This window comes from Sphingomonas sp. Leaf34 (assembly GCF_001421805.1).
GTDB lineage: Bacteria > Pseudomonadota > Alphaproteobacteria > Sphingomonadales > Sphingomonadaceae > Sphingomonas.
Genome location: NZ_LMLC01000002.1, coordinates 317,314 through 332,886 on the forward strand (window position 1 = coordinate 317,314; position 15,573 = coordinate 332,886).

The following is a 15,573-nucleotide window of genomic DNA, read 5'->3' on the forward strand; positions in this document are numbered from 1 at the left end:
AGATTTCTGCCATTGGCACCGGTCTTGCTAAGTTGCAGTCATGTGGACTCGCTTCGCCCGCCTCTTCGTCATCAAGACCAAATTCGAAGCGTTCCTCGTCATCTACGGGCTCGGTCTCGGCGCGGTCGAACGCGGCGTCCATTATCTGCAGCAATATCCCGGCTATGGCGGCTGGATGCTGTTCGCCGCCTGCCCGATCGCGGTATTCATGGCGGGCGGGGGGATCATCGATTCACTCGAACACGGCCGAGACCGTTGAACCTTCAGGGCTTCCGTGGCGACAGATGCAGGTAGCGGCTGGAGAAGTCGGCCACCTCGCGTAGTGCATCCCAGCGCGGAAAGCTGATCCGCCTACGGTTGCGCGAGATCAGACCGTCTGCTTCGAGCGACTTGATCGTCCGGTTGACATGGACCGCGGTTAGCCCGAGCGCGTCGCCGAGCTGTTCCTGACTCATCGGCAGTTCATAGCCGGTTTCGTCGACCAGCCCCTGCATGTCGAGCCGGATCGCGAATTCACACAGGAAATGCGCCAGCCGGGACCGCGCATCGCGTCGGCCGACGTTGAGGATCCATTCGCGGAAAATCGACGCCTCGACCAGCGTATTGACGAAGATCGCGTTGCCGATCGATGCGCGCGTCTGCGCAAGATCGCGCAGCGCCATCCGCGAGATCGTCGCCACGTTGGCACGGGTCAGCGTCTGCACGTTGTGATCGGCAACATCGAGAAAGAGATGCTGAAAGTCCAGCGCCTCCCCAGGCACGTGAAGCGACACGATCTGGCGCATCCCCGATCCGGTCAGCTTCTGGCGATATGCGAACCCCGACAGCAAAACCGCACATTGCTCGGGCGCATCCCCTTCGCGGACGAGGTACGACGAAGGCTCGTACGTACGCAGCGTATGGGGCAGCGCCAACAGCGCGCGCCGATCGTCCTCGTCGAGAATTGCATGGGTCTCTAGCTTGCGCACCATCAACGCGAGAGGTGAGAGCGGTGCGAGAGGCGACGTCACTACCCCATCATCCATCACGATATCGTTCAACTGCGTTCTCCCGCACAGATCAGGACGGGAGCATACGTCTCTCTCGGCCGCCAGCGTCCAAGTATTGGCTCTCAAGGCGCAACGATAACATAGCCAGAACGATTTTATTCCAACATATGATCGAGAGAACTAATAAATCTATATTAAGTTTTATCTCGGGAATCCTAGGAAATGCCGCGATAAGTCCGTATGTTCTGGATAAGATGCTCGTGGAAACTGGCTAAATAGTAGCAGTCCTGCGCAACGCCCGCGCAATCGGTGTTTCTTACCGGTAGACAGGCTCACCAAAGGGTCGCGGCGCCGCGCTTGATTTCCGCAAGTGCATCTTTCAGGCAATCGACGCAATCGCTGAGCTTCGTGGCGACTAGAGGGCCGACCAGTCGCTAGTCGCCTTCGTCGGCGATCCGTGACGCTTCCTGGATCAGGAAGAGGTTCGAATTCAAGCGCGCGATCGCCTGCGCTTCGCTCTGCGTATCGACACCCCCCTCCCCTGTGATTGTCGTGATGACGGCGGTCGGCATAGAGATCCGTGCGTACCAAATCCCCAGCCCGCCATGCAAGCCGGGTTGTCTTGGACGGGCCTCGCTATCCCACGTCCGACGCCAAGCCTTCTGATCGGATCACGGAGTCGTTGGACGCTTCCAGCATTGGACGAGGCCCGCCATAACCATGTCGACCGAATCCACCTGAGCGGCGATCCGCTGATGCAACAGGCCCGCCGCATCGCGAAAGCGACGCGCGAGCGCGTTGTCGGGGACGATGCCGAGTCCGACCTCGTTCGAGACCAGGATGATGCGCGCCTCCAGCGTCCTTATCGTCGCCAGCAGGGCTTCGACCTCCGTGTCGATATCCGCGTCGGCGAGCAACAGGTTGGACAGCCACAAGGTCAGGCAATCGACCAGCACGACATGGCCCGCCTCCCCTACCGTCCGCAACGCGGCGGGGAGGCCGAGCGGCGCCTCGACGGTACGCCACCGCGCATCGCGATCGGCACGGTGGCGCGCGATCCGGTCGTGCATCTCACCGTCGAACGCCTGCGCCGTTGCGACATAGACCAGGCGTACCGGCGGCACCGCTGCTGCCTCCGCCATCGCCTGGGCATGACGGCTCTTGCCCGAACGCGCGCCGCCGAGCACGAACAGGCTCTTTCCGAACGCCGGGTCTGCTTCGAATGATGCCACGCTGTCTCCTTCATGCTTGCGGCTGATCGCCGGAATGACGATGAGCGGCGCAAGATCACGCGAAGGGATAGCATGACGGGGTTGCGCGCGCATGGCGGGAGGATCGATCTCGCCGCCAGCCTCTATCCGGAGGCGCCGGTGCCGTGGCTGGACCTTTCGACCGGGATCAATCCGCGTGCCTGGGCGTCGGACCCGATGCCGGCGGTCGACCTGACGGTCTTGCCCTCGCCTGCGTCGATCGCCGCACTGGAAAGCGCCGCCGCTGCCGTGTTCGGGATCGATGCGGACCGCGTCGTGGCGCTGCCCGGCAGCGAGATCGGCCTGCGGATGCTCTCGTGTCTGGACCTGCCACACCCGCTGCGGGTCGTCGTGCCAAGCTATGCGACGCATGGCGACGTGTTTGCGGCGGCGATCCCGATCGTGCGCGCAGTGATCGACGCGGTGGATGCGGGGACGCTTTTGCTCGCGAACCCGAACAACCCCGACGGCCTGCTCGATCCACCGGCGCGGCTGCTGGCGATCGCGCGGCGCGGGGCATGGGTCATCGTCGACGAGGCATTCGTCGATCTGCTGCCGTCCTACAGCGTGGTGCCGCATCTCGAGACGTCCGACCGCGTGATCGTATTCCGCTCGTTCGGCAAGACGTTTGGGCTTCCCGGCGTCCGCCTCGGATTCATGATCGGGCCGCCCCTGCAGATCGCGATGCTGCGCGCCCGGCTGGGAGCGTGGCCGATATCGGCGCACGCGACGGCGTATGGCACCGCGGCCTACCGCGACACCACGTGGCTGAATGCGACACGCGCGGCGATTGTCGATCGCGCCGCACGACTGGACGCCGTGCTGGCCCGGCATGGCCTGGACGCGATCGGCGATTGCCCGTCGTTCCGTCTCATCGAAACCGACGACGCACCCGCGCTCTTCGAGCGGATGGCGCGCGCCGGCATCCTGACTCGCGCGTTCGATCACGATCCGCGCTGGCTACGATTCGGTGTGCCGGGCGATGATATGGCGTTCGAACGACTGGACCGGGCGCTCGGGCGTGATTGAACCGGTCGCGGCGGTCGCGATACTCGTCGATAGCGTGATCGGCTGGCCCGCCTGGGTGTATGCGCGCATAGGCCACCCGGTCGGCGGCTTCGCGCGGATGATCGGCTGGGCGGAGGCGCGCTGGAACGCGCCGACCTCGTCGTTCGCCCGCCGACGTGGGGCAGGCATCGTGACCATAGTCCTGATGGGCGGTGTCGCGATCCTCGTTGCCGCCATGCTGTCGGCGGTCCTTTATCGCTGGCTGGGGTCCGCGGCATGGATCGCGATTGGATTGGCCGCAGCGCCCGGACTGGCGATCCGCAGCCTCTACGATCACGTCGTCCCGATCGCGCGCGCGCTCGAGTGCGGGGATCTCCCGGCTGCGCGGACCCGGGTGGCGATGATCGTCGGACGAGATGTGGCGGCGTTAGACGAAGCCGGTGTGGCGCGCGCGGCGATCGAGAGCCTTGCCGAGAGCGTCTGCGACGGCGTCGTTGCGCCGCTGTTCTGGCTGTTGATCGGGGGGCTGCCCGGTCTCTGGGCGTACAAGGCGATCAACACCGCCGACAGCCTGATCGGCCACCGCGAGGAGCGTTGGCGCGCGTTCGGCTGGGCTGCGGCGCGCACCGACGACGTCGCCAACCTGCTCCCGGCACGGCTGAGCGGTGTGCTGCTGTGCATGGCCGGGTTTGGGGGATGGCAGACGATGTGGCGTGACGCCGGCAACCATGCTTCACCCAACGCCGGCTGGCCCGAGGCCGCGATGGCCGGCGCGCTTGGCCTGACGCTCGCGGGACCGATCGCCTATGACGGCGTCAGCGTCGCAAAACCCTATATAGGCGACGGCCGCGCGGACGCGACCGCAGCCGACCTTCGCACCGCACTCGGCCTCTACCGCCGCGCGTGCGTGCTGCTGCTCGTCATCGCCGGAGGACTCGCATGCGCGCTCTGATGCTGCAGGGGACCGGCTCCGACGTCGGCAAATCGGTGCTCGTTGCGGGTCTGTGCCGCGCGTTCGCCAATCGCGGGCTGTCGGTGCGCCCGTTCAAGCCGCAGAACATGTCGAACAACGCCGCCGTCACCGCCGACGGTGGCGAGATCGGCCGCGCGCAGGCGACTCAGGCGATCGCCTGTCGCGTCGCGCCCAGCGTCGACATGAACCCGGTCCTGCTCAAGCCGCAGGGCGACCGCACGTCGCAACTCATCGTCCGCGGCCAGGTGCGCGGCACGCTCGCCGCCGCGCGTTGGCGCGAGGGGCGCGACGGGTTGCTGGTCGACGTGCTCGACAGCTTCGAACGGCTGTCGGTCGGCTGCGACCTTGTCGTTGTCGAAGGCGCTGGCAGTCCGGCCGAAATCAACCTGCGCGCGGGCGACATCGCCAACATGGGCTTCGCGCGCGCCGCCGACGTCCCCGTGATCCTGGTCGGCGATATCGACCGCGGCGGCGTGATCGCGGCGGTCGTCGGCACCCGCGCGGTGATCGACCCCGCCGACGCGGCGATGATCCACGGCTTCCTGATCAACAAGTTCCGCGGCGATCCCGCGCTGTTCGACGACGGCTACCGCGCGATCGAGACGCGGAGCGGATGGCGCGGCTACGGCGTCGTGCCGTGGCTCGCCGACGCGGTGCGGCTGCCCAGCGAGGATGCGGTGATCCTCGAACGCCCCGCCGCCAGTGCGCACAGCCGTATCACGATCGCCTGCCCGATCACGCCGCGGATCGCCAATTTCGACGACCTCGACCCGCTTCGGCTGGAGCCCGGCGTCGCGCTGGTGATGGTGCCGCCCGGCACGCCGATCCCCGACGCCGACATGATCGTGCTCGCCGGGTCGAAGGCAACGATTCCCGATCTCGCCTTCGTCCGCGCGCAAGGCTGGGACATCGACATCCGCGCGCATCATCGCCGCGGCAAGCCGGTGCTGGGGCTCTGCGGCGGCTATCAGATGCTCGGCCGCAGCATCGCCGACCCCGATGGGATCGAGGGCCCGGCGTGCCGGGTCGAGGGGCTCGGCCTGCTCGACGTCGACACGGTCCTCACCGGGCGCAAGACGCTCGACCGGGTCTCCGGCCAGGCGCAGGGCGCGGCCTTTGACGGGTATGAGATGCACATGGGCGTGACGACCGGCCCGGCGACCGCCCGCCCCGTCGGTCACCGCGCCGACGGCAGCGCGGAGGGCGCGACGAGTGCGGACGGGCTCGTGTCGGGCAGCTATGTCCACGGCCTGCTCGCGCTCGCCGAGCAACGCGCCGCGTGGCTGGCCCGGCTCGGCGTCGCGGCAAGCGGCCCCGATCACGGCGCGTCGATCGACGCCGCGCTCGACGCGATCGCCGCCACGCTCGAACGTCACGTCGATCTCGACGCGCTGCTTGCGTTAGGCGATAGCGCCGGCCACCACGATCGCGACTAACAGCCCCGTCTCGACGATCTCGATCCCAGCCCCATGCGCATCGCCGGTCACGCCGCCCAGCGTCCGCCGTAACCATGCCGCAACGCCGAGCACGAGCACCGGCAGCACGACGAGCGCGGGCACTGCCACCGCCGCGAGCGCGAGCATCAGCGCCCATCCGAGCAGGTCGCGGTTGCGCACCGCGCCAGCCACCGCCGCGCCAAGGCCGCCGGCCCGCAGCGGCGGCAAGAGCCTCGCCCAGACGAGCGGGCCCATCCGTGCCGCGAACGGTACGAGCACCAACGCCCACCAGCCCGCCAGCCCCGCAACGTGCAACAGCACGAGCTTGGCGATCATCTGGCCCGCGATCGCGACGACGCCGAAGCTGCCGATATGCGGATCGGCCATGACCGCGAGCAGCCGCGTCCGATCGCCATGCGCCGCGCCGAGCCCGTCCGCCAGGTCGGCGAGCCCGTCGAGATGCAGCGCCCCCGTCACCGCGATCCACGCCAGCAGCGCGGCACACGCGCCGGTCCACGGGTCAACTTGCGCGCCGAGCCAGCCTGCCAGCGCGACGAGCACGCCGATCGCGAGCCCGACCAGCGGGTAGACCCGGATCGCCGCGGCGAAATCATCCGCCTCCATTGCCAAGCGCGGCATCGGCAGCCGGGTCAGGAAACCGAACGCGACGATCAGCCGCGTCATGTCGCCAGCCCGACGATCTGCACGGTCCGCGTCAGTCCCGGCCACACCCGGAGCGACACCAGCGCGGCATAGGGCAGGTCGAACGCCCAGATCTGCCGAGAATCGAACCCGCAAAGGTCTGCAAGAGCGGCCCGGATCGCACCGCCATGCGTCACGACCAGCGTCGGGACCGGCGGCATCGCCGCCAGCGCGGACGCGACACGATCGTGCAGCGAAGACCAGCGTTCGCCCCCCGGCGGCGGCGCAGCGTCCGGATCGTCATAAAAGGCGCCCAGCGCAGCGGGATCGATCACCGCCGGCGCCAACCCGTCCCACGCGCCAAAATCAAGCTCGCGCCAGCGTGGATTCACCGCGACCGGGAGACCGCGCGGGCCAGCGACCGCCTCCGCGCAGGCCCGCGCGCGGATCAGGTCGGACGCCTCGATCCGCGCGACGTCGAGCCCGTCGGCGCGCGCGACGCAGGCGGCGATCCCCGCTTCGGTCGCCGGATCGTCGGTCCGCCCGAGCAATCGCCCCGTCACCGCGGGCGCACCATGCCGCATCAGATACAGCATGTACGCGCTCACGCTGCCGAGACGCCCGCCTCGGCGAACGTCGCCATCTCGGCATGCGTGGCCAGCGCCGCCCGGACGAGCAGCGTCGCGGTCGCCGCACCGCTCGCCTCACCCAGCCGCATCCCCATTGACAGCAACGGCTCGAGTTCGATCCGCTCGAGCAACGCGCGGTGACCCGGCTCGGCCGAAACATGTCCGGCCAGGCAGTGCGCGACGATGTCGGGGCATGCAGCCGCCAATGGCGCGATCGCCGCGCAACAGATGAACCCGTCGAGCATCACCGGGACGCCCGCCAGCCGCGCCGCGACCACCGCGCCAGCGATCGCCGCCAATTCGCGTCCGCCAAGCCGCCGCAGAATCTCGAACGGCGTGGTCAGCGCGTCGCGGTGCAGCGCGAACCCGGCCTCGACGACCGCGATCTTGCGCGCGATCCCGTCGCCATCGACCCCGGTGCCAGGTCCCACCCAGTCACTTGCCGATCCGCCGAAGCTCGCCAGACACAATGCCGCCGCGCTCGTCGTATTGCCGATCCCCATCTCGCCCAGCACGATCAGGTTCGGCGCATCCGCGACCGCCGCGGCGCCCGCGTTGATCGCGGCCAGGCATTCCTCCTCGCTCATCGCCGGCGCCTGCGTGAAATCCGCGGTCGGCCGATCAAGGTCGAGCGGCACGATCTTGAGGTCGAGCCCCGCGGCGTGCGACAGCGCGTTGATCGCCGCGCCGCCGGCCTCGAAATTGGCCACCATCTGCGCTGTGACCGAGGCTGGAAACGCGCTCACGCCGCGCGCGACGACGCCGTGATTGCCCGCGAACACGACCGCGCTGCCGCGATCGAGCCGGGGCAGCGGGTTGCCCTGCCAGCCCGCCATGAACACCGCGATATCCTCCAGCCGCCCGAGCGACCCCGGTGGCTTGGTCAGCTCGCCTTGTCGCGCCACCGCCGCGGATCGCGCCGCAGCGTCGGCCTGCGGCAACCCGCGCAAGGCCGCCAGAAACGCGGCAGGCGTCGCAAACGCCGTCATTCCACGAGGAACCCGGCGGGCGGGGTGCGCGTGATGAAATGCCCCTTCACGCCCTGCGGCCATTGCTTGAACGGCACCTGACCGAACGCGCTCTCGCCGTAGAGCTTGGCGTAATCGAGGATCGCGCGCGCTGCGTCCTCGCAGGGCTCGAACCGGCCAAGGACATAGCCGACCTTGGCGGGCGCGCGCAGGTGGATCGTGCAGAAATCCTGGCACGCGAACAGGCACGGCATCTCCTGCACCGCGACGTCGGCATAGGCCGGGTCGCTCGCCTGCACCGCTTTCAGCGCGCTGGCGAGCCGTGCCCCACCGCGCTGCCCCTCGGCATCGTCGCGCGCGTCGGCGGAATGGCGGCAGGTGGTGCACGCGACGACCGCGACGCCGTCATCGACCGGCTTCAACATGCGGAGGCCCGGGCGTGCGGATACGAAAAACGATAAAATACAGGCATGGTGACCCCTTCGGACAGTCGATCCCGCCCCGCGCGAGGGCTAAAGGCGCACGCCTCCAGCCTCCGCGCAACGCGAAGCGATGTCGTCGCTCGGGGTAGTACCCGTCCGTTCGGCGCACCCTGGCCGGACGAAAGACGACCGCGACGGGCAGGTCTCCTGGCTCGCGGGTCAACGCCGTCCGCGCCGCCTTCTCGGGACGATCCCAATGGCATGAGGCACGGTGGCTCGCCGCGTACAGTTGCAGGGGCAGCCGGGTGTTTCCCGTTCCCATTTTCATCCCCCTCGGCGCTAGCGTCGGGGGAACCTGTCGCAGGACGAGCGATACGCGGGCGGACGAGGGGACGCAAGACACGGGCAAGTGCGTTCCGCGCGCTCCCCCGCAACCCGTCGCCTTCCGTTATCCGTGTCGGCCGCGCCGCTAAAACTCCACGCCCAACTGCGCCTTCACGCCCGACCGGAACGGATGCTTCACCTGCGTCATGTCCGTCACCAGATCCGCGACCTCGATCACCGCCTCGGGCGCGTTCCGCCCGGTGATGACGACATGCGTCATCTCAGGCTTCGCCGCCAACGCCGCGAGAACCTCGTCGACCGGCAGATAGTCATAGCGCAACACGATGTTGAGCTCGTCGGCGACCACCATCGCATAGGACGGATCAGCGATCATCCGCTTGACCTCGTCCCACGCCTCCCGCGCCACCGCGATGTCGCGGGCGCGGTCCTGCGTGTCCCAGGTGAACCCCTCGCCCATCGGCTTGAATTCGCACAGCGCGGGGAACGCGTCGAAGACCGCCTTCTCGCCGGTCGCCATCGCGCCCTTGACGAACTGGACGACGCCGACTTTCCGCCCATGCCCGATCATCCGCACCGCCATGCCGAACGCGGCGGTCGACTTGCCCTTGCCCTTGCCGGTGTGGACGATGATCAGCCCCTTCTCGATCGTCTTGGTCGCGACGATCCGGTCATGGACCTCCTTGCGCTTGGCGCTCTTGGCATTCTGCTCGTCATCGGTCGGCATGATCCTGTCCTCTCGCGCTCCCGATGGCGGATCGCGCCGCGCGGCGCTAGAGCCTGCTTCATGCTCCGCATCACCGATCTCAAGCTCCCGCTCAACCACGCCGACGAGGCGCTCCCCGCCGCGATCCGCGATCGCCTGCGCGTCACCCCGCGCGACCTGATCCGTTACACGATCGCCAGGCGGGCGCACGACGCGCGCGACAAGATGGACATCCAGCTCGTCTATTCGGTCGACGTCACGCTGAAGAACGAGGATACCGTCCTCACCCGCTTCCGTAAGGACCGCCACGTCCAGCGTACCCCCGACACCGGCTATCGCTTCGTCACCAAAAGCGGCCCGAGCTACACCGGCCCGCGCCCGGTCGTCGTCGGCGCAGGCCCCTGCGGTCTCTTCGCAGGCCTGATCCTCGCGCAGATGGGGTTCCGCCCGATCATCCTCGACCGCGGCAAGGTCGTCCGCGAGCGGACCAAGGACACCTGGGGCCTCTGGCGCAAGAGCGTCCTCAACCCCGAATCCAACGTCCAGTTCGGCGAAGGCGGCGCCGGCACCTTCTCCGACGGCAAGCTCTGGAGCCAGATCAAGGACCCGCGCCATCTCGGCCGCAAGGTCCTGACCGAGTTCGTCAAGGCCGGCGCGCCACCCGAAATCCTCACCGAAGCGCATCCGCATATCGGCACGTTCCGCCTCGTCACGATGGTCGAGAGCATGCGCGAGACGATCGAGGCGCTTGGCGGCGAATATCGCTTCTCGACCCGCGTCGACGGCCTCGACGTTGCGGAGGAGGCCGGCACGCGCCAGCTCCGCGGACTCCATCTCAGCACCGGCGACTATCTCGAAGCCAACCATGTCGTCTTCGCGGTCGGTCACAGCGCGCGCGACACGTTCGAGATGCTCCACGCCACGGGCGTCCATGTCGAGGCGAAACCCTTCTCGATCGGCGTCCGCATCGAGCATCCGCAATCGTGGATCGACGAAGCACGGTTCGGCCCGTGCGCCGGCCACCCCGATCTCGGCGCGGCGGCGTACAGCCTGTCGCATCACTGCAAGAACGACCGCACCGTCTACAGCTTCTGCATGTGCCCCGGCGGCACCGTCGTCGCCGCGACCTCCGAGGAGGGCCGCGTCGCCACCAACGGCATGAGCCAATATTCGCGCAACGAACGCAACGCGAATTCGGGGATCGTGATCGGCATCGATCCCGCGCGCGACTATCCGGGCCACCCGCTCGCCGGGATCGCGCTGCAGCGCCACTGGGAATCGCGCGCCTATGTCGCGGGCGGCTCGAACTACAAGGCGCCCGCGCAGCGCATCGGCGACCTGCTCGCCGGCCGCCCCTCGACCGCGCTCGGCTCGGTGATCCCGTCGTACAAGCCGGGCGTGCACATGACCGACCTGGCCGAATGCCTGCCCGACTTCGCGATCACCGCGTTGCGCGAGGCATTGCCCGCCTTCGGCCGTGAGATCCCCGGCTACGATCATCCCGACGCGGTGCTGACGGGGGTCGAGACGCGCACCTCGTCGCCCGTCCGGATCACGCGCGGCGACGATTTCGTGAGCCTCAACACCGCCGGTCTGTTCCCGGCGGGCGAAGGCGCGGGCTATGCGGGCGGCATCCTCTCCGCGGCGGTCGATGGCATAAAGGTCGCGGAGGCGGTCGCGCTCAACCTGACGGCCTGATCACCACGAGTAGAAGCCGGAAGCTCACTTCTTCCTGTCAGGGCCCGTCTTGATCAGCCAGGCTCGTGGCAGTCCGGTCGGCTTCGCCACGCCGTCGAGTCGCCGCGCGCTGACCAGCGCCACGCGCTTCAGGATCATCTGGTCCTTGAACGCGTCCATCCCGCCGCCGGTCGGCTTGGCGAGGATGCGCTTGACGACGTCCATCCCCGCGACGACGTGGCCGAAGGCGGCATAGCCGGGGTAGCCCGGCCGCGCGTCCATCGCCGGCGCTGGCCCTACGGCAATGAAGAAATTGCCGCCCGCCGACGCCGGCGTCATGCCGCGCGCCATCGATATCGTCCCGTCGAGATGCTTGATCCCGGTCATCGCCGTGGTCTCGAGCGGAAACGGCGGCAGGATACGCCGTGCGTCGGTACGAATACCCGCCTGGATGAAGCCCGATTTTGGCGACGATTTCTGCCGGCTCGCGCGGTAGAAATCGGTCCCGTCGAACCGCCCGTCATCGACATAGGCGAGGAAGTTTTTGGTCGTCTTGGGCGCATGTCGCGTATCGAGTGCAAGCAGGATCGGGCCCTCCGAGGTCACGATCCGAACGCGGACGATCCCCGGCTTGGGACCTGCTGGCGCCGCCGATTGCGCGCCGCCTGCGCTGGCGACCGTTGCAACCGCCAGCAGCCCCATCATCACTCGCCGCATCCTGGATCTCTCACGCCTTTACCGATCGGTTTCGGCTAGCGATCGATTTGCAACGAAGCAAGCAAGCGCGATCGAGCGGACCACCCGCGTCTCAACCTCCGACGGCGGCCACGCCCCGGTTGCAGGGCGGCAATACCGAAGTCAGGCGGGGTGTTACCAACGTCTTGCCACGCCGGCCCCGGTCTTGGCCGGGGGAATGCGCCAGCGATCGCTCATGACGTCTCCCGTCTGACCATGTCGGCCAGCGCGATATGGACCTGCGCGACCACCGCGGCCCCCTCGCCGACCGCGGCCGCGACGCGCTTGGTCGATCCCGCGCGTACGTCGCCGATCGCGAAAACGCGCGGGCGGCTCGTCTGCAACGAAAGCGTCGCCCGGCCGGTGACGATGAACCCCTTGTCGTCGGTATCGACGCAGCCGCGCAGCCAACCTGCATTGGGCTCGGCACCGATGAACAGGAACAAATGCCGCATCGCAAAGGACGTCGTCGAGCCGTCCGGCTGGCGGAAGGTAGCCGCCGTGAGCCCGGTCGCGCGATCGCCCTCGAGGCCGACGATCTCCGTGCCGACGTGCAACGTCACGTTGGGCAACGCCGAGATCCGGTCGATCAGGTATCTCGACATCGTCGCTGCCAGCGGCCGTCGGACGATCAAATGCAGATGTTTCACCCGAGGCGCCAGGAAGACCACTGCCTGCCCCGCCGAATTGCCACCGCCGACCAGCGCGACCACCTCGCCCTCGCACAGTCGCGCCTCGATCGGTGACGCCCAATACGACACGCCCGCGCCCTCGAACAGCGCCAGATCGGGAATGTCGGGGCGACGATAGCGCGCGCCCGACGCGACGATTACGGCCCGCGACCTGACCCGCTTGTTATCCGGCAGCGCGAGTATCAGCGGTTCGTCCGCGCGCCCCGCGTCGTCGTCGAGCCGCGCGATCGCCAGCGGCACGGCGATCTCCGCTCCGAACTTGAGTGCCTGGTTGAACGCGCGGCCCGCCAGCGCCTGGCCTGAAATTCCCGTCGGGAACCCCAGATAATTCTCGATCCGCGCCGACGCGCCCGCCTGCCCGCCGATCGCGCGTTCGTCGAGGACGACCACCGACAGCCCCTCGGACGCCGCATACACCGCCGCCGCGAGCCCCGCCGGTCCCGCACCGACGATCGCCACGTCGTACACCGCATCCGGATCGAGGTCGGGGGTGATCCCGATGCATGCTGCCACCTCGACGTCCGACGGTCGCTTCAGGACCGTCCCGTTCGGACAGACCACCAGTGGCAGGTCGGCGCGCAACACGCCGATCCGCTCGACCAGCGCCCGCCCTTCGTCGTCGGAGGCGGCGTCGAGCACGATATTGGGATAGCCCGACCGCGTGAGGAAGCCTTGCAGCCGGACGATATCGGCGCTGCCCGGGACCCCGACGATGACCGTACCGCCGCTGCCCTGCTCGATCAGCCCGACGCGGCGAAGGATCAGCGCACGCATCACGATCTCGCCGACGTCCGCCGAGCCGACCATCAAAGCCCGAAGATGTGCAGGATCGAACGGCAGCGCGGTGCAGCCATCGGCGCCGGCGCGGCCACCCGCGGTCGACGGGCGGCCGGCAAGCTGGTTTACCTCGCCCGTGATCTGTCCCACTCCGTGCGAAGTAATCGGGGCCTCGTGCGTCAGCCCGTCGCGGCGGATAACCTTGATCGCGCCCGCCAGCACCAGCCATGCAGGCGCGCCGAGCTCACCGATCGCATAGACCTGTTCGCCCGCGGTGAATTTGCGCGCCGGCCCGCTCGCGAACCGCTTGGCCGTCTCGATCTGATCGGCGTCGAGCACCGGGAACATCTGATGCTCGCGCGAGGTGACGCTGTCGGTCGGGGTCATCGCGGCGTCACCGGTGCGAGATCGGACACCAACGTCGGGATCAGCTCGGACACGGTCGGATGGATCGGCACCGCCCAGCGGAGCGCCGACACCGGCTGATCCGCGGTCATCATGTCGAGGATACCGTGGATCGCCTCGTCGCCCCCGACACCGAGGATCGCCGCGCCGAGGATCCGTTGCGTCTCCGCATCCGCAACGATCTTCATGAAACCGCGTGTCTCACCCTTCTCGATCGCCCGCCCGACCCGCGTCATCAGCCGCTTCGACACGAGGATCGGCCGCCCGGTCTTTTCGGCTTCGGTCTGCGTCATCCCGACCCGGCCGAGCGGCGGGTCGGTGTACAGCGCATAGCCGACCAACCGCTGGCTCACGCTCCGCTCATCGCCGTCGAGAAGGTTCGCCGCGACGATCTCGAAGTCGTTATAGGCGGTATGCGTGAACGCGCCGCGGCCGTTGCAGTCGCCGAGCGCCCAGACGCCCGGCACGTCGGTCTGGAGCAGGTCGTCGACCAAGACGTACCCCTTTGCGTCGGTGGTGATGCCCGCGAGGTCGAGTCCGAGATCGTCGGTGTTCGGCCGCCGTCCGACCGCGAGCAGCACATGGCTTCCGACCACGACCGGATCGCCTGCCGCGCAATCGACCGATACCGCGACGCCGGCTTCGTGCGCGGCGAAAGCGATGCAGTTCGCCCCGGTCCGCACCACGACTCCTTCGTCCTCCAGGATCTCGCGCACCGCGTCGGACACGTCGGCGTCCTCGTGTGCGATCAGCCGCTCACCGCGCTCGACCACGGTGACGGCGGCGCCGAACCGGCGATACATCTGCGCGAATTCGAGCCCGACATAGCTCCCCCCGACGACGACGAGATGCTCGGGCACCGCATCCAGCGCGACCATGTCGGTATTGTCGAGATGCGGTACGTCGCCGACGCCGGTCATGTCGGGGATGCTCGCGCGCCCACCGACGTTGAGGAAGATGCGCGGCGCGGTCAGAATCTCATCATCGACCGCGATCGTCCCGGGACCGGTAAACCGCGCATGGCCACGCAGAAGAGTGAGCCCCGCCATCCCCTCCAGCCAGGTTTCGTTGCCAGTCCGCGCGTCCGTGACCACCTTGCGCGCACGCGCGGCGACGGCGGGCATGTCGACGACGACATCGCCGGTCCGTATGCCGAACTCAGTCGCACGCCGCGCGAGATGCGCCGCATAGGCGCTGGCGACGAGCGTCTTGGTCGGCATGCACCCGGTATTGACGCAGGTCCCCCCGATCAGCTTGCGCTCGATCAGCGCCACGCTCATGCCGGCGGCCGTCAGCCGCCCGGCCAGCGGTGGTCCCGCCTGCCCTGCCCCGACGATGATCGCATCGAACCGCCGCATCACAGCAGGGCCACGACCAGCGTGGCGAGCGCGATCGCCGACAGGTCCTCAATCACCGCGGCGGGTTGATCGCGACCGAACGTCGCCGCGAGCCTCGTCCGCAATCTTGCTCCCCCCAAAGTTCCAAGCACCGCTCCGATCCCACCGAGTGCCGACCCGACCAGCGGCGAACCCAGCGGATAGCCGACCGCGGCGCCGGAAATGCCACCGGTCACGATCCGGACCCCGAACTGCGGTGGCACCAGGCGGCTCGGTGTCGATGGCAATTGGTCGGTGACGAGTTCGCCCGCCGCGAGCGCCGACAAGATCCAAGGTGTGAACCGCCACCCAAGAACAGCCAGCCACGTCCCCTGCAACGGCACGATGCCAATCGCGGCGGCCCAGGCGATCGCGGCAGGCGCCATCATCGCCCGCATCCCTGCGACGATGCCGATGACGAGCGCGAGAACAAGCATGGCCGTCTCCTGCATCCAGTGTCTGAAGGACGCTTTCACGCGCGCGCTACCCGGTCAATCCGCGATCGCGCCCACCTGACCGGGCCGGTCGACCATCAGGGGAGCCCGC

17 protein-coding genes and 1 riboswitch are annotated in these 15,573 nt (G+C 68.3%); of the genes, 5 read left to right on the forward strand and 12 right to left on the reverse strand.

Features of this window, described 5'->3' with window-relative positions; translation table 11 throughout:
- Positions 1 to 40: 40 nt before the first annotated feature.
- Complete coding sequence (locus ASF00_RS06805; RefSeq protein ID WP_055876141.1) at positions 41 to 259, forward strand: hypothetical protein; 219 nt, start codon at positions 41 to 43, stop codon at positions 257 to 259.
- A gap of 4 nt (positions 260 to 263) precedes the next feature.
- Here the strand turns inward: ASF00_RS06805 and ASF00_RS06810 are convergent, their stop codons facing one another.
- From ASF00_RS06810 to cobU, 3 genes are all read right to left on the reverse strand, one after another.
- A complete protein-coding gene (locus ASF00_RS06810; RefSeq protein WP_235525656.1) occupies positions 264 to 1,025 on the reverse strand; it encodes a Crp/Fnr family transcriptional regulator in 762 nt (253 codons plus the stop codon).
- 398 nt (positions 1,026 to 1,423) lie between these two features.
- On the reverse strand, positions 1,424 to 1,561 hold the full coding sequence (locus tag ASF00_RS18320) for a hypothetical protein (RefSeq protein ID WP_156348210.1): 138 nt from the start codon (positions 1,559 to 1,561) through the stop codon (positions 1,424 to 1,426).
- 99 nt (positions 1,562 to 1,660) lie between these two features.
- A complete protein-coding gene (gene cobU / locus ASF00_RS06815) occupies positions 1,661 to 2,221 on the reverse strand; it encodes a bifunctional adenosylcobinamide kinase/adenosylcobinamide-phosphate guanylyltransferase (RefSeq protein WP_055877136.1) in 561 nt (186 codons plus the stop codon).
- A gap of 72 nt (positions 2,222 to 2,293) precedes the next feature.
- Here cobU and ASF00_RS06820 point away from each other — a divergent pair, with 72 nt between their 5' ends.
- The 3 genes from ASF00_RS06820 to ASF00_RS06830 are packed head-to-tail and all read left to right on the forward strand — an operon-like array spanning position 2,294 to position 5,656.
- On the forward strand, positions 2,294 to 3,268 hold the full coding sequence (locus ASF00_RS06820) for an aminotransferase class I/II-fold pyridoxal phosphate-dependent enzyme (protein WP_055876146.1): 975 nt from the start codon (positions 2,294 to 2,296) through the stop codon (positions 3,266 to 3,268).
- On the forward strand, positions 3,222 to 4,199 hold the full coding sequence (gene cbiB, locus ASF00_RS06825; protein WP_055876149.1) for an adenosylcobinamide-phosphate synthase CbiB: 978 nt from the start codon (positions 3,222 to 3,224) through the stop codon (positions 4,197 to 4,199). The genes ASF00_RS06820 and cbiB overlap by 47 nt, the downstream gene beginning before the upstream one ends.
- Positions 4,187 to 5,656 carry a cobyric acid synthase gene (locus ASF00_RS06830; RefSeq protein ID WP_055876152.1) on the forward strand — a complete coding sequence of 490 codons (1,470 nt, stop codon included), beginning with the start codon at positions 4,187 to 4,189 and terminating at the stop codon, positions 5,654 to 5,656. Before cbiB ends, ASF00_RS06830 begins: the two co-directional genes overlap by 13 nt.
- On the opposite strand, the gene cobS is transcribed toward ASF00_RS06830, so the two are convergent.
- The 5 genes from cobS to cobO all read right to left on the reverse strand — a co-directional run bounded on the left by cobS (position 5,621) and on the right by cobO (position 9,386).
- A complete protein-coding gene (gene cobS, locus ASF00_RS06835; protein ID WP_055876153.1) occupies positions 5,621 to 6,340 on the reverse strand; it encodes an adenosylcobinamide-GDP ribazoletransferase in 720 nt (239 codons plus the stop codon). The genes ASF00_RS06830 and cobS overlap by 36 nt on opposite strands.
- On the reverse strand, positions 6,337 to 6,906 hold the full coding sequence (locus ASF00_RS06840; RefSeq protein WP_055876156.1) for a histidine phosphatase family protein: 570 nt from the start codon (positions 6,904 to 6,906) through the stop codon (positions 6,337 to 6,339). The genes cobS and ASF00_RS06840 overlap by 4 nt, the downstream gene beginning before the upstream one ends.
- Positions 6,903 to 7,916 (reverse strand): nicotinate-nucleotide--dimethylbenzimidazole phosphoribosyltransferase, encoded by a 1,014-nt coding sequence (gene cobT, locus ASF00_RS06845; RefSeq protein WP_055876159.1) that lies wholly within the window; start codon positions 7,914 to 7,916, stop codon positions 6,903 to 6,905. The genes ASF00_RS06840 and cobT overlap by 4 nt, the downstream gene beginning before the upstream one ends.
- Positions 7,913 to 8,320 carry a DUF1636 domain-containing protein gene (locus ASF00_RS06850; RefSeq protein WP_055876162.1) on the reverse strand — a complete coding sequence of 136 codons (408 nt, stop codon included), beginning with the start codon at positions 8,318 to 8,320 and terminating at the stop codon, positions 7,913 to 7,915. The genes cobT and ASF00_RS06850 overlap by 4 nt, the downstream gene beginning before the upstream one ends.
- Before the next feature lie 177 nt (positions 8,321 to 8,497).
- Positions 8,498 to 8,691: riboswitch (cobalamin riboswitch) on the reverse strand.
- A gap of 95 nt (positions 8,692 to 8,786) precedes the next feature.
- Positions 8,787 to 9,386: a cob(I)yrinic acid a,c-diamide adenosyltransferase gene (cobO, locus tag ASF00_RS06855; protein WP_055876165.1), complete on the reverse strand. Its 600-nt coding sequence runs from the start codon at positions 9,384 to 9,386 to the stop codon at positions 8,787 to 8,789.
- 60 nt (positions 9,387 to 9,446) lie between these two features.
- On the opposite strand from cobO, the gene ASF00_RS06860 reads away from it, so the two are divergent.
- Positions 9,447 to 11,063: an NAD(P)/FAD-dependent oxidoreductase gene (locus ASF00_RS06860; RefSeq protein WP_055876166.1), complete on the forward strand. Its 1,617-nt coding sequence runs from the start codon at positions 9,447 to 9,449 to the stop codon at positions 11,061 to 11,063.
- Positions 11,064 to 11,087: 24 nt separating this feature from the next.
- Here ASF00_RS06860 and ASF00_RS06865 read toward each other — a convergent pair whose 3' ends face one another.
- From ASF00_RS06865 to ASF00_RS06880, 4 genes are all read right to left on the reverse strand, one after another.
- Positions 11,088 to 11,759 (reverse strand): peptidylprolyl isomerase, encoded by a 672-nt coding sequence (locus tag ASF00_RS06865; RefSeq protein WP_055876167.1) that lies wholly within the window; start codon positions 11,757 to 11,759, stop codon positions 11,088 to 11,090.
- A 212-nt stretch (positions 11,760 to 11,971) separates the two neighbouring features.
- Complete coding sequence (locus ASF00_RS06870; protein WP_055876171.1) at positions 11,972 to 13,633, reverse strand: FAD-dependent oxidoreductase; 1,662 nt, start codon at positions 13,631 to 13,633, stop codon at positions 11,972 to 11,974.
- On the reverse strand, positions 13,630 to 15,009 hold the full coding sequence (locus ASF00_RS06875; protein WP_055876173.1) for an FAD-containing oxidoreductase: 1,380 nt from the start codon (positions 15,007 to 15,009) through the stop codon (positions 13,630 to 13,632). The genes ASF00_RS06870 and ASF00_RS06875 overlap by 4 nt, the downstream gene beginning before the upstream one ends.
- Positions 15,009 to 15,464 carry a hypothetical protein gene (locus ASF00_RS06880; protein ID WP_055877140.1) on the reverse strand — a complete coding sequence of 152 codons (456 nt, stop codon included), beginning with the start codon at positions 15,462 to 15,464 and terminating at the stop codon, positions 15,009 to 15,011. The genes ASF00_RS06875 and ASF00_RS06880 overlap by 1 nt, the downstream gene beginning before the upstream one ends.
- Positions 15,465 to 15,573 lie beyond the last annotated feature (109 nt).

Bases quoted from the DNA above. Each gene is read 5' to 3' on its own strand.
- ASF00_RS18320 (WP_156348210.1), bottom strand. From the start codon at position 1,561: ATGCCGACCGCCGTCATCACGACAATCACAGGGGAGGGGGGTGTCGAT.
- ASF00_RS06875 (WP_055876173.1), bottom strand. From the start codon at position 15,009: ATGCGGCGGTTCGATGCGATCATCGTCGGGGCAGGGCAGGCGGGACCA.
- ASF00_RS06870 (WP_055876171.1), bottom strand. From the start codon at position 13,633: ATGACCCCGACCGACAGCGTCACCTCGCGCGAGCATCAGATGTTCCCG.
- ASF00_RS06865 (WP_055876167.1), bottom strand. From the start codon at position 11,759: ATGCGGCGAGTGATGATGGGGCTGCTGGCGGTTGCAACGGTCGCCAGC.
- ASF00_RS06810 (WP_235525656.1), bottom strand. From the start codon at position 1,025: ATGGATGATGGGGTAGTGACGTCGCCTCTCGCACCGCTCTCACCTCTC.
- ASF00_RS06805 (WP_055876141.1), top strand. From the start codon at position 41: ATGTGGACTCGCTTCGCCCGCCTCTTCGTCATCAAGACCAAATTCGAA.
- ASF00_RS06880 (WP_055877140.1), bottom strand. From the start codon at position 15,464: ATGCTTGTTCTCGCGCTCGTCATCGGCATCGTCGCAGGGATGCGGGCG.
- ASF00_RS06830 (WP_055876152.1), top strand. From the start codon at position 4,187: ATGCGCGCTCTGATGCTGCAGGGGACCGGCTCCGACGTCGGCAAATCG.
- cobS (WP_055876153.1), bottom strand. From the start codon at position 6,340: ATGACGCGGCTGATCGTCGCGTTCGGTTTCCTGACCCGGCTGCCGATG.
- ASF00_RS06850 (WP_055876162.1), bottom strand. From the start codon at position 8,320: ATGTTGAAGCCGGTCGATGACGGCGTCGCGGTCGTCGCGTGCACCACC.
- ASF00_RS06820 (WP_055876146.1), top strand. From the start codon at position 2,294: ATGACGGGGTTGCGCGCGCATGGCGGGAGGATCGATCTCGCCGCCAGC.
- cobO (WP_055876165.1), bottom strand. From the start codon at position 9,386: ATGCCGACCGATGACGAGCAGAATGCCAAGAGCGCCAAGCGCAAGGAG.
- ASF00_RS06860 (WP_055876166.1), top strand. From the start codon at position 9,447: ATGCTCCGCATCACCGATCTCAAGCTCCCGCTCAACCACGCCGACGAG.
- cbiB (WP_055876149.1), top strand. From the start codon at position 3,222: ATGATATGGCGTTCGAACGACTGGACCGGGCGCTCGGGCGTGATTGAA.
- cobT (WP_055876159.1), bottom strand. From the start codon at position 7,916: ATGACGGCGTTTGCGACGCCTGCCGCGTTTCTGGCGGCCTTGCGCGGG.